Here is a 12,431-nt window from a genome sequence, read left to right on the forward strand (position 1 = left end):
GGTAGTCGTATCAAATATATTTGTATTTAGTGCTGCTATAATTAAGATTTGAACATTTTTAAAAATGAATAAAAAAACACTTTTTAGTTGCCCATAAATAAGGGCTTTTTTGATCTTATTTAAATGTAGGCATAATAAAGACACTAATTATTCAATCTTTGCATAAACATTTTTTATCACATATATAAGTAGAATATAAAAGCTTTCAACCTCAATGCCATTAATCGACATATAACCAATAGCCATACAAAGAAATGGAAGCCATACAACTAGGCTTGGTTTTTTTTTGAAATTATTAACTTTTTCCATATTAAACAGTACACATACGTAAAAAGCAAACAAGATAGACCCAATAATCCCCCACGACACCAATAATTCCATAACAATATTATGTGCATAGATGTTAGTATCATGGCCAGTTCGAAGATAGTACTTTTGAATCCCAACACCAAATAGCATCTGAACAGGGTGAGATAGTAGAAAGTTAATATAGTGTTCTAAAATTACATCTCTATTACTAGTAAGTGACGATAAATCACTCGAAGTAGTAAACCTAGAAAATATTAGAGTTATATTATTTATAATTGTATTAAGATAAAATACACTAGAAGATGCTGCTATGGCTATCAAACCAAACAAAAATCTTCTATGCCTAGAATATTTCTCAAGTGATAAAACAGCACTCAATAGGTAAATAATCATCACAAAACAAAATACTATCATGAACATTCTCGATAAACTAGTAAAGCCGAAAAAAGTGAGAAAAATAAAAACTATCATCATTAAGGTTTTTAGGAGAATTTTTGTCTGCTTATTAACTAACGAGACCATACTAAATAATCCTACTAAAATATAGATAGAATAGTAATTAGCATCACCAGCACCACCACTGAATCGGTCAGACATACTTAATCGACTAAAGCTAGAAAAAGAACTACTTTTCAAGAACCCCACATAAATGCCATAAAGAGTTGATATGCATATTCCACTCACAAAATATTTAATAGCTGTAGGATGATAATAATCTAATTTCTGTCCTATAAATAAAAAAATGTATAGTATCGAAAAAGTCCAACTTATTAATGACATGGAGGTAGATAAGTCGTATGTAAAAGCATGTACCCATTCATAAAAAATAAATATAAAAGAAAGTAAAACAAAACTCATATGCTTACTTTTATATTGAAGCCCCATCTTAATTACAGCTATTGGTATTATTATATTCACTAAGGGTGTAGCAATCCCAGGTATAAAAGCAATTCCCAAATTAGGTATTAACATAAGAATTATATTGAATGAATACTGAGATGTATTAACTATTATCTTGAAAACTATATACAATAAAAGAATATAGAATAATAATGAAGTATTCAGGGCTTTACTTCCTAAAAGTAAACTTCCAACAATAACTAAATCAATTAAAAAACTTTTATTAGAGAATATTGAACCCTTAATGCTTTCTGATCTATTTTCCATGTTATTTTGCATGCTTTTACTTTTGTAGAGAATGTTATTTGACATTATTATAGACCTCAATAAATTCACGGCAATATTTTGTCATATCAAACATACTCTCTGCTTTTAGTTTAGACTTTTTAGACATAGCTAAGTAAATTTCATTATCCTCTAATATCTTTAATAAACCTTCCAAGTATTCCTCATCGTCTCTACAAATCAGACCACAGGTTGAATCTACCACTTTGTCCATACCATCTAATAAAGGCACAATTACAGGTTTCCCCAATACCATTGCTTCAATTACTGTCATAGGTAAACCTTCTGATTTAGATGTCATAACAAAAACCCTGGAGTTAGAAAGGATAGGATAAGGATTAGACAAATACCCCTTTAAAGTTATATTCTTTTCTAGTTTTTTTTCTTTAATAGCCAACTCACACTTCTCTTTAAGCACACCGTCACCAATGATTACAGTTTTTATCTCCGGTTTTTTTCTAACTAATTTTTCCACTATATTTATAAACCTTAATGGATCTTTGACGTCTACAAGGCGACCAATAAATGCAATATCATAATATTCATCACAAGGGATGCTAGATTTTTCAATTACCTGTTTAGTGTCTACAGTATTCTGTATTACACTCACTTTATTTTTAAAGAAAGATGTAAATATTGTAGAGTCTACTATCGCAGATGTTACAGCAACAATATGGGAAATCCTAAAACATGTCATAAAAAAAAGTACTGAACGAAAATTTAATCTCTTTAACCAACTTGGATTTTGGTGAATATGAGACACAATCGGTATATTGGTACCAGTAAGAACACACTTTACTGAAGCGCCAAAGTCATGTGCATGAATTATATCTGGCTTCCATTGATTTATTACCCCTTTTATGTTAGAGACTGAAGCATTTTCCGTTGGAAGATATGTTACTCCACGTTCTTCCAAAGCAATCTGGATAGGACCATTAGGAGAGGTATATGCACTTTCAAATTGATTACTTAGGTTTGTAATTATACTTGTAGCAATATTCTCGGCCCCTGAGTACTTATTGGAACTTAAAATGTGCAAAATCTTTTTTTTCATAATTCCATCAAATCCGATCTATATATTAGAGTAATGAATATCTTTCAATAAATTGATGGAATTCATCACTCCGTTATACGGCAAATCTTTTCATCAATATTGGCTTTGTTTTTATAAAAATTGTAGTAACTATTTACCATGATATCTTTCCCGAAGTCAGAAATAAATTTTTCATAAGCTGTTTCTGCTAATAGGTTTCTTAAATTCTCATCTTCTATTAATAATTTAATGCCTTCTTTTAGTCCAACGGAATCCTTTGTTTTGATTATTATAGCTTCTTTTTGATTTTCTACAACCGTCTTATTACTCCCAATGTCAGTACATATTATAGTTTTTTTCGCAGCCATTGCCTCTAGTAACGCAATTGATAAGCCTTCCCATAAAGATGGAAGAACCATGATGTCAGCCGCTGACAATAAATTATTTACATCATCTCTATATCCTAAGAAAGTAACCTTATCTTTTATGTTTAATTCATTTGACTTATTTATTAACTCTTTTTCTAATTCACCGGATCCAGCAATATAAAAATGATATTTATTATTAATTTTCTCCTGATCTAATAATGCTATGGCGTCTAATAGATATTCAATTCCCTTTTGCTTTGCTAACCTTCCAATAGTGAATACTGCAATTTCATCTTTACTAATTTTTAATTCTTCACGAATTTGTTTTCTATCCACAGTTGGCTTTACCCTAGTAGGATCTAATCCATTAGGAATTGATATTACTTTGTCTTTCGATGCAATTTTAAGGTTAATCGCCCAGTTTTTATGAAAATCACTGACTGTTATAATATAATCACTACATATAGAACCAATCTTCTCAAGTAATGCAAAAATTATAATTTTCAACTTTGATGATTGTTCATGAAATGCAAATCCGTGGACAGTATGGAATATAAAAGGGATTTTTGCAATTTTAGATGCAATTCTACCTACAATGCCACCTTTCGAAGAATTTGTATGAACTACATCAAATTTTTCTTTTTTCATTAATTTATAAAGGTTTTTAACACTTTTATAATCAGATATAGGATTTATTTCACGTACCATTGGGACATGATGAAATGTAACATAATCAAAGTGCTTCATATAATTACTCTTAACTTCTTCTTTCCCATAAGTCATATGGAGATCGACATTAAAATTTTTATGTAACATTTTAACTAAAGTAATTAAATACTCTGTCCCACCTCCTATTTCATTTCCTCTGCCAACAATAAGCAATTTTTTTTTCACTTCATTCAACCTCTCATAAATTCAAAGTTAGTTTAACTTCTTATTTGTATAAATGCCTTCCTGTTTAATTACCGTAAGTAATGTCTTAAAAAAGACTTTTATATCAAGGACAAATGATAAATTATCAACGTAATATATATCACTTTTTTGCTTTTGTTCTATTGATACTCCATTCCTATAATATGCCTGAGTGTAGCCAGTAATTCCGGGTCTAACAGCAAACTTCCTCTTATAATCTTTACTATATAGATGAGTATTTCCACTAGGACTCGGTCTAGGTCCAATTAAAGCCATATCTCCTTTTAATACATTTAATATTTGCGGTAATTCATCAATACTTAATTTCCTTAATACTCTTCCAACTTTTGTTACTCTTTTATCAAAGCTAGAATTATACGTGCTACCGTCTTCATTTCTTATATCAGAAGCGTCGATAACCATCGACCTAAACTTATACATTTTATATTTTTTAAAATTCTTTCCTAATCTTTCACCACTGTAAAAAATTGGACCACCATCATCCAATTTTATAGCAATTGCTACAAATGTATAACATATTAGAAAAAAAGGAAGTGCTAAAAAACATAGTATAAAATCTATGATTCTCTTAATAAATATCTTATACACCTTAAACATCTTCTCCCTTTTTAAAATTTTTGATTTCATTTAGTGCCTTTCTTAAGGAAAATTGAGCAATATACCCAAGTTCATTTCTAGATTTTGAGCAATCCATTAGAGATGACTCTATTCCTTCTTTTAACTTATCGTTATATAATAAGTTTCCTTCATTATTAAAACATTCATTAATTATTTTTGCTATCTCCAAGTTTGAATATGCTTCACCACTACCTATATTGAAAGCCCCGCTAATTTTAGGATTTAAAATTGCAAGCAAGAAAGCTTTTGCAACATCCTTTATGTAAACAAATTCCCTTTTAGCAAGACTTTCTCCAATAACATTTAGTCTTTTTTTATGAAATGCATTATCTATAAAAGTATTCATCATAAATCCTTTGCGCTCACCTTCACCTAATATTTGAGCAATACGTAAAGATTTTATATTTAGTTCATATTCTTTATGATAAAGATCGGCCATATACTCACATGAAATTTTACTGATTCCATATAGTGTTTTAGGAGAGGGGAGCTGTTCTTCTGTCCAAGGAATACTTTCTACTTTCGAGTACACAGCTATTGATGAAGCAATAACTATATTAGTTATACCTATGTTTATACAGCTTTTCAAAAGATTTTCTGTAATTATCTCATTTTGATGAAAATCAGAAATACATCCCTTAGACCCTCTGACGGCGGCCAAATGAACCACTGCTTGATTTCCATCCAATACTTTATTTAGACTTTCTATAGAATAATCAGTTGAGCGGTATTCGTACTTTGTTTTTCCATTAAAAGGGCTTCTACCGATTATGACAGGAATATGCCCTTCTTTTTCCAATAGAGTACTGACTTCTTTACCAAGAAATCCAGTACCCCCAGTTATTCCAACCTTCATATTAATCACCTATCATTTTCAGTAATGAAATATCCTATTTTTTCAAACTGACCGTTAATTGGTCGTATTAAATCGCCATTATTGTAATACTTCATAGAAGAAAGTGCATTCGAGGGGATATCATATTTTGAATTGTCTACTATCGTATTTGGTTCTTCACAAACAAATTCAAGAATATATTCCGAACTAGAATGTTTGAAATTTTGTAATTCCTCAGTCTTTCCAAAAAGCAAATGTTCAAAGGTCAACTTTATAAGATTCACTCCTGTATAATGCTTTAAAAGATTCCACATATGACACCCGTCAAGGCGAGGAGTAACTTCAATAATATATGGTAGATTGTCGCTTAATTTAATTTGGAAATACAATGGGCCGTTAGTAACTCCTAACTTTTTTGCAGTTCTCGAAACCAAATCTATTAAATTGTTGTTAATCTGACTATTTGTAACCCTTGATGGTACCACATGTTTATGAATTAACCCCCCTTGGTATTCTGACCACACTTCCCGATCAGAAGTTACCATAAAAGCAACATCACCATCTACTATATACGCATTAACTGATAACTCCGGCCCAGTGATGAATTCTTCAATAATTACCAATCCAGATCTTGAATAAGTTTTAGATTCTTCAAAATAAACTAAGAACTCATCGAAATTATTAATTAAACGGACACCTCTTTGACCTTGTGAATCAGATGGTTTCATTATAAAGGGATAATCAAGAATTACTTTTTCGTTTATACTCTCTAAGGTTTGATATTTAATATTACCTAAAAAATCTTTACCAAAATAGTCCCTCATTTTATTTTTGTTGTTACAAATCCTTGCTATTTCAGATTTAACAAAATAAGGAAGACTCATTTTTTCACTAATAGCCGTTGATACAGGCATAGCTATATCAGACCCTACAGAATAAACGCAATCGATTTCCTGTTCATTAAGTAATTCGATAACCTTATCTTCATCGACGAAATTTATTAATTCAAATTGGTCTGCAAATTTACTACCTGGACCATCATCTGCCTGAGCACAAGCGTACGTTTTAATCCCCATTTCTTTGAGCTGTAATATTGCATCCATTTGAACAGAAGCTACACCTAGTATTAAAACCTTTTTCATAACTAAAAATTCCTCCCTAGGAATTAATTATTTTTTCAATATTATTCAACACTTCATTATCGGGAGACTTCGCAAACAAATCACAATTTTGTTTTATAATTTCATCATCTAATGTCCACCATTTAAGCTTTAATAATCTTGTTATAATTTCCTGACCGAACCGATATTTAATAATTCTAGCAGGGTTGCCTGCAACAATTGCATAAGGGGGAACAGATTTGGTAACTATAGAATTTGCACCAATTACGGCACCATCTCCGATAGTGACTCCTCTTAAGACAGTAGAATTCGCACCAATCCACACATCATTACCAATTCTGCACTCTTTCTCAAACCTATCATAATAAACCTGATCATTGTTGAGCTGATCGTATGAGTTATAAAGAAACGTATGTGATGTAACCTTGCTGAAATCATGCTCAGCTGCTCCAATCGTTACTCCCCATGAAATTGATGTAAATGCACCTATTTTCGTGTACATAATAACCGTATCTTGGCCCGTATAGGAATGCTTTCCCATGTTTACAAAATAAATATGATTGTACTTTCCGACTCGTGCAAAATTTTCAATATGACTGTTATCTACTTTAGCACCATCACCAGCAAAAGTGTTCTTCTCCATAATACTGTTTACAACCCGTGTATCTTTGTAAATAGTAGAATTAGCTAAAATAGTTGAGTCTATTATGTTTGAATAATGACCCAATGACGCCAGATTATTTACTTTTGAATTAATTATTTTTGGACTCGAATCAAAATTCTTCATACTTCAACCTCATTTATTCTTTTTCATTCACAGAAACTTGCATTTTATTAAGAGAAGCTCAATCTTTATTGGTTAAAACCTATTTAAAGGTTATATCAAAACTGGTTTTTGATTAACTATTAATTTCAGGTTTTTACAGATATATTCAACCTGTTCGACCGTCAGCAAGGGATGTAAAGGAAGCGTTATTTCATTTTTATACATATTGTAGGCATTAGGATAATCCTTTATATCGAAACCTAAGTTCTTATAAGCAGTATGCATAGGTAAAGGCTTATAGTGTACATTGGATGGAATATTTTTTTCTGCCAATTTTTCTATAACCCTATTCCTGTAAGATTCATCCTTACCTAAAAGTCTTACAACATATAAATGACCACTTGATGAATTTTCATTACTAAAATGCTCTAAAGGAGCAAAAGGATATATGTCTAAAGCATCATCATACAACTCAATAACCCTTTTTCTTCTATCTAACACTTGCGGGTATCTTTGAAACTGACCTAAACCAATTGATGCCATAATATCAGTCATATTACACTTATATGCAGGATAGACAATGTCATATTCCCAAGAGCCAAGCTTCGTTTTTTCCAATGCATCCCTTGACTGACCGTGAAGGGATAGTAACATATACTTTTTATAAAGATCAGCATTATCTACACCAGGTATATCACGCCATGTTACTGCACCACCCTCACCAGTGGTAAGGTTTTTTACTGCATGAAAAGAATAACTTGTAAAGTCAGCTACATTACCACTTCTTTTTCCTTTATATTTTGCACCGAAAGAATGAGCAGCATCAGCAAGTACTATGATTCTTCCAAATGCTTTTTGTAGATCATTTGATGGAAAAAAAAGATTAGACTTTCTATTAACTATTTCAAATACTTTATCATAGTCACACATCACACCAGCAAAATCGACAGGGATAATAGCTTTAGTTTTAGTCGTTATAGCTTTTTCTAACTGCTCATAATCCATTTGGAATGAGTCTTCTTTAGTATCGACTAGTACAATCTTTGCTCCAACATGCTCTATTACGCTTGCAGAGGCTGTATAAGTATAGGCAGAGGTAATAACCTCATCACCTTTTCCTACACCTAGCAACCTTAGAGTTAGTTCCATGGAAGCAGTTGCTGAATTTAAGCATACAGCCATCGATGTATTCGAAAATTCAGCTATCTTTTTTTCAAATAATTTAGTTTTTGGTCCAGTTGTTAGCCACCCGGATTTTAAAGTATCTATTACCTCGTTTATTTCAATATCTGAAATATCTGGAGGTGAAAATGTAATGTTCATAATTTCACTCTTTTCTTTAACTTTTTTTAACGAATTAGTTCTTTTTCCAGTATCTTCGAAAGAAAATCTACCAAGTCACTTTTTAACTCTTTTTTTTGTAACGCTAATTCAATAGTTGTTGTTATAAATCCAAGTTTCTCTCCGACATCATACCTCTTGCCTTCAAAATTATATGCAAAAACTCGCTGCATTTGATTCAATTTCTGAATAGCATCAGTTAACTGTATCTCCCCACCTGCTCCTGCCTCCTGTTTATCAAGAAACCCAAAAATTTCAGGAGTAAGTATATAGCGTCCCATTATTGCTAAATTAGAAGGGGCTGTTCCTAATACTGGTTTTTCTACAAAGTTTTCAACTTGGTAAAGTCGGCCATCTTGAAAAGAAGGGTCTATTATTCCGTAGCGATTTGTTTCTTCATTAGCCACAGTTTGAACTCCAATTATAGAATTCTTTGTTTCTTCATACTGATTAATCAGCTGTTTTAAGCATGGAGTATCACTCTGTACAATATCATCACCTAAAAGTACGGCAAATGGTTCATCCCCAATAAATTTACGTGCGCACCATACTGCGTGACCTAACCCTTTGGCCTCTTTTTGTCTAATATAATGAATATTAGCAAGGCTATTAGAGTACTGTACCTTATCGAGTAATTCAAACTTTCCTTTTTCCTTTAGAATTTGTTCAAGTTCAGGTGCGAAATCAAAATGATCCTCAAGCGCACGTTTGCCTTTTCCTGTTACTATTATAATATCTTCTATTCCTGATGCAACGGCTTCCTCCACTATGTACTGAATAGTAGGTTTATCAACAATTGGCAGCATCTCTTTTGGCATAGCTTTTGTAGCAGGCAAAAACCGAGTGCCCAAACCGGCTGCAGGAATTATTGCTTTTCTGACTTTCTTCAATGATATTCCCCCATATACTTATTTAACTGCTGAGAAAGTATTGTTCTTTCTTCGATTAGCTAGATTTATAACGAATTCTTTAAGTTCTATCAAAGATAAAGAATCATGTGAGCTTAGAAGGTATTGTATTTCCTCTTCCTGTTCCAGTACCGCTTTTCCTATAAAGATTTTAGGGAACACAGCTTCACTATGAACCTCTTTCTCCCCTAATAGTTCTTCATACATTTTCTCACCAGGACGAATTCCTGAAAATTCAATTCCAATTTCCTCAATGGAATAACCTGATAACTGGATAAGATTTGTCGCTAATTCAACAATCTTAACAGGTTCACCCATATCAAGAACGAAGATCTCTCCACCTCGAGCTAAAGAACTTGCCTGAATGACTAATCTCGATGCTTCGGGTATAGTCATAAAATACCTTGTCATATCTGGATGTGTGACTGTTACTGGTCCACCTGCTTGAATTTGTTTTTTAAATAAAGGAATGACACTCCCTCTGCTGCCTAAAACATTTCCGAAACGAACTGCAACAAATTTTGTTGAGCTATTTTTGGCTAACTGCTGGATGATCATCTCAGCAATACGCTTGGTCGAACCCATGACGTTTGTTGGATTAACGGCTTTATCAGAAGAAATCATTACAAACGCACCCACACCAAAAGTATCAGCAGCCTCTGCAACATTCTTTGTCCCAAAAACATTATTCTTAATAGCTTCACGAGGATTGTATTCCATAAGTGGAACATGTTTGTGTGCAGCCGCATGGTAAACAACATCAGGCCTGAAGGTTTCCATCACTTCAAAAATTCTATCTCGATCTTGAATATCTGCAATTAAAGGTATGATGTCAATTTGATTTGCATATAGCTTTTTCAGTTCCATGTCAATTTGATAAATGCTATTTTCTCCATGTCCTAGAAGAATAAGTTTGTCCGGTGAGAATCTGCATATTTGACGGCAAATCTCTGAACCAATTGAGCCCCCGGCCCCAGTAACCAAGATCGTCTTGCCCGTTACATATTCAGAAATACTGGTTATATCCAATTCTACGGGCTCTCTTCCTAAAAGATCTTCCACTTCCACTTCTTTAAACTGATTTACGGCTACTTTCCCTAACATAATATCTTCAAGCATCGGCATGATTTGTGTTTTTGCATTCGTTTTCACACATTCATCAAAAATGACCTTCAATTCTTTTTTACTTAATGAAGGAATAGCAATGACAATATTATCTATATGATATTTTTCTACCATTTCAGGGATATGTGTAGAATTCCCCACAACTGGTATACCTAAAATGTCTAGCTTATCTTTTTTCGGATCATCATCTATGAATGCTACTGGTTTTAGTTCTGTATCATGATTATTAAGAAGTTGACGTACAACCATGGTTCCAGCAGAACCCGCTCCTAATACCAATGTGTTCCTGGTTTCCTTTCGATTATTTATCAAACGGTCACGCAGCATTCTCCACGAAAAACGGGAACTGCCAATAAGAATGACATGCATCATCCAGGTCAATGCCATGGCCCTTACATAAACATCTTGAAAAACCATTAGCTGGATGGCGATAACAGTGATAACCGATAAGCTTACGGCTTTAACAATGGACAGTAACTCTCCAATACTTGCATACTCCCAGGCCTTCTTATACAGTTTATAAATAGACGCAAAAAAATGATGGCTGATTAATAGAGAGACAGATGTGACTAACAGTGTTGGTAATTTAAATATTTCCAAATAGGGATACAAGAATAAATAACTTACATAAATGGCCGATAATACTATTAATGAATCTAATAGGGCCAGAAGTGTTAATCGTTTTCGGTAGGCCAACCACATTTCCCCCTTTAATAATGTTGTTAAGATAAACTCTCTATTAAATAAAGTATTAATGCATTGTATTCTATTTCACATGATTTTCATTTTTATATAAAAATGAAATATATTTGTGTAAGTACCTTTTGCTTTTTTCATATCCTTATGACCTAAGGGCTATTTGTCGTTGAACAGGCAACTAATCTTAATGAAGGTAATTTATCAATAATTTTCATCCCAGTAACCATATAACGTAGAACTTTACATGAAGACAAAATTTTTTTATAATAATGAAAGCGTTTCCTGACGACTTATCATTCTAAAAGATTCCTAAAATTTTCTTTTTGAATGGCACTGGTTTTTCAACAGCAGGACTTTGGTTCTTTAATAGCTGTTCAGCATTTTCTTTAAAATAAAATGTACGTTGTATTCCATATGCCTTTGTGATTGTTTCATAGGCATGTTGTAACGTGAACCCTCTAGGGCCAATATTATGGGCATCTGTTGCAATAAAATGAGCCAAATTATGTTCAATTATTTTTTTTGAAAATGATTGAATACTTTTACCGAAGTTCCCGATTATACTGCCTGAGGTAAGTTGAGTTAACGCACCCTCCTGAACCAATTCAAATAATAGTTTATGATTCGCTATCAATTCCTTATTTCTCTCTGGATGGACGATAATCGGTGTTATACCTTTAAGTAGGAGTTCATAAATCACTTCTTGAGTGTATGTAGGAACCTTTCCCGATGGGAGCTCTAACAGTAAATACGTACCGTTATCGTCTAGTGTTAGGATTTCTGCCTTTTCAAGTGAAGTAAATATGTCTCGGTGAATTCTTACTTCTTGCCCGAGATGAATGGTAAGAGGAATATTGTTTTGTTTTAAACTCTCATTTAGCCTCACTGCACGGTCAATGATGTCACTTTTTACATTTACATATTTCTCATTTAAGTGATGTGGCGTGGCAAATAAATGGGTGATTCCTGCTTCTACCGCTTTTCTTCCCATATTCAAGCTTTCCTTCATGTCCGCGGATCCATCATCAACCCCTGGAAGAATGTGACTATGTATGTCAATCAATTTCATTCACTTCCTTTGTAAAACAAATAGGGGAAAAGGCCCAATTTATAAAAATAGGAATTATTACCCCGATTAATAGTAGCATATAAAACTACCATTAAACAGGGTGTTAATTTGTCGAAAATTG

Annotated in this window: 11 protein-coding genes; all 11 read right to left on the reverse strand. The window is 32.7% G+C overall.

The genetic code is table 11. The features are described from left to right. Positions 1-147 precede the first annotated feature (147 nt). The 11 genes from QNH43_RS18930 to QNH43_RS18980 all read right to left on the reverse strand — a co-directional run bounded on the left by QNH43_RS18930 (position 148) and on the right by QNH43_RS18980 (position 12,304). Positions 148-1,521 carry an O-antigen ligase family protein gene (locus QNH43_RS18930; protein ID WP_283915255.1) on the reverse strand — a complete coding sequence of 458 codons (1,374 nt, stop codon included), beginning with the start codon at positions 1,519-1,521 and terminating at the stop codon, positions 148-150. Beyond that, positions 1,511-2,548, reverse strand: a complete 1,038-nt coding sequence (locus QNH43_RS18935; RefSeq protein ID WP_283915256.1) for a glycosyltransferase — start codon at positions 2,546-2,548, stop codon at positions 1,511-1,513. Before QNH43_RS18935 ends, QNH43_RS18930 begins: the two co-directional genes overlap by 11 nt. A gap of 65 nt (positions 2,549-2,613) precedes the next feature. Next, positions 2,614-3,789 carry a glycosyltransferase family 4 protein gene (locus QNH43_RS18940; protein WP_283915257.1) on the reverse strand — a complete coding sequence of 392 codons (1,176 nt, stop codon included), beginning with the start codon at positions 3,787-3,789 and terminating at the stop codon, positions 2,614-2,616. Between the two features lie 27 nt (positions 3,790-3,816). Further along, positions 3,817-4,416, reverse strand: coding sequence for a sugar transferase (locus QNH43_RS18945; protein WP_283918400.1), 600 nt, complete (start codon positions 4,414-4,416; stop codon positions 3,817-3,819). 1 nt (position 4,417) lies between these two features. Continuing rightward, positions 4,418-5,302 carry an NAD-dependent epimerase/dehydratase family protein gene (locus QNH43_RS18950; RefSeq protein ID WP_283915258.1) on the reverse strand — a complete coding sequence of 295 codons (885 nt, stop codon included), beginning with the start codon at positions 5,300-5,302 and terminating at the stop codon, positions 4,418-4,420. A 5-nt stretch (positions 5,303-5,307) separates the two neighbouring features. Then, positions 5,308-6,423: an ATP-grasp domain-containing protein gene (locus QNH43_RS18955; protein ID WP_283915259.1), complete on the reverse strand. Its 1,116-nt coding sequence runs from the start codon at positions 6,421-6,423 to the stop codon at positions 5,308-5,310. Between the two features lie 16 nt (positions 6,424-6,439). After that, positions 6,440-7,189 (reverse strand): CatB-related O-acetyltransferase, encoded by a 750-nt coding sequence (locus QNH43_RS18960; RefSeq protein WP_283915260.1) that lies wholly within the window; start codon positions 7,187-7,189, stop codon positions 6,440-6,442. Between the two features lie 90 nt (positions 7,190-7,279). Continuing rightward, positions 7,280-8,491, reverse strand: coding sequence for a DegT/DnrJ/EryC1/StrS family aminotransferase (locus QNH43_RS18965; RefSeq protein WP_283915261.1), 1,212 nt, complete (start codon positions 8,489-8,491; stop codon positions 7,280-7,282). A gap of 26 nt (positions 8,492-8,517) precedes the next feature. Then, complete coding sequence (gene galU / locus QNH43_RS18970) at positions 8,518-9,399, reverse strand: UTP--glucose-1-phosphate uridylyltransferase GalU (RefSeq protein ID WP_283915262.1); 882 nt, start codon at positions 9,397-9,399, stop codon at positions 8,518-8,520. Between the two features lie 18 nt (positions 9,400-9,417). Further along, on the reverse strand, positions 9,418-11,238 hold the full coding sequence (locus QNH43_RS18975) for a polysaccharide biosynthesis protein (RefSeq protein WP_283915263.1): 1,821 nt from the start codon (positions 11,236-11,238) through the stop codon (positions 9,418-9,420). Positions 11,239-11,539: 301 nt separating this feature from the next. Continuing rightward, positions 11,540-12,304 (reverse strand): tyrosine-protein phosphatase, encoded by a 765-nt coding sequence (locus QNH43_RS18980; protein WP_283915264.1) that lies wholly within the window; start codon positions 12,302-12,304, stop codon positions 11,540-11,542. Between the last annotated feature and the right edge of the window lie 127 nt (positions 12,305-12,431).

This window comes from Peribacillus simplex (assembly GCF_030123325.1).
GTDB lineage: Bacteria > Bacillota > Bacilli > Bacillales > DSM-1321 > Peribacillus > Peribacillus simplex_D.

Bases quoted from the DNA above. Each gene is read 5' to 3' on its own strand.
- QNH43_RS18930 (WP_283915255.1), bottom strand. From the start codon at position 1,521: ATGTCAAATAACATTCTCTACAAAAGTAAAAGCATGCAAAATAACATG.
- QNH43_RS18935 (WP_283915256.1), bottom strand. From the start codon at position 2,548: ATGAAAAAAAAGATTTTGCACATTTTAAGTTCCAATAAGTACTCAGGG.
- QNH43_RS18950 (WP_283915258.1), bottom strand. From the start codon at position 5,302: ATGAAGGTTGGAATAACTGGGGGTACTGGATTTCTTGGTAAAGAAGTC.
- QNH43_RS18955 (WP_283915259.1), bottom strand. From the start codon at position 6,423: ATGAAAAAGGTTTTAATACTAGGTGTAGCTTCTGTTCAAATGGATGCA.
- QNH43_RS18960 (WP_283915260.1), bottom strand. From the start codon at position 7,189: ATGAAGAATTTTGATTCGAGTCCAAAAATAATTAATTCAAAAGTAAAT.
- QNH43_RS18965 (WP_283915261.1), bottom strand. From the start codon at position 8,491: ATGAACATTACATTTTCACCTCCAGATATTTCAGATATTGAAATAAAC.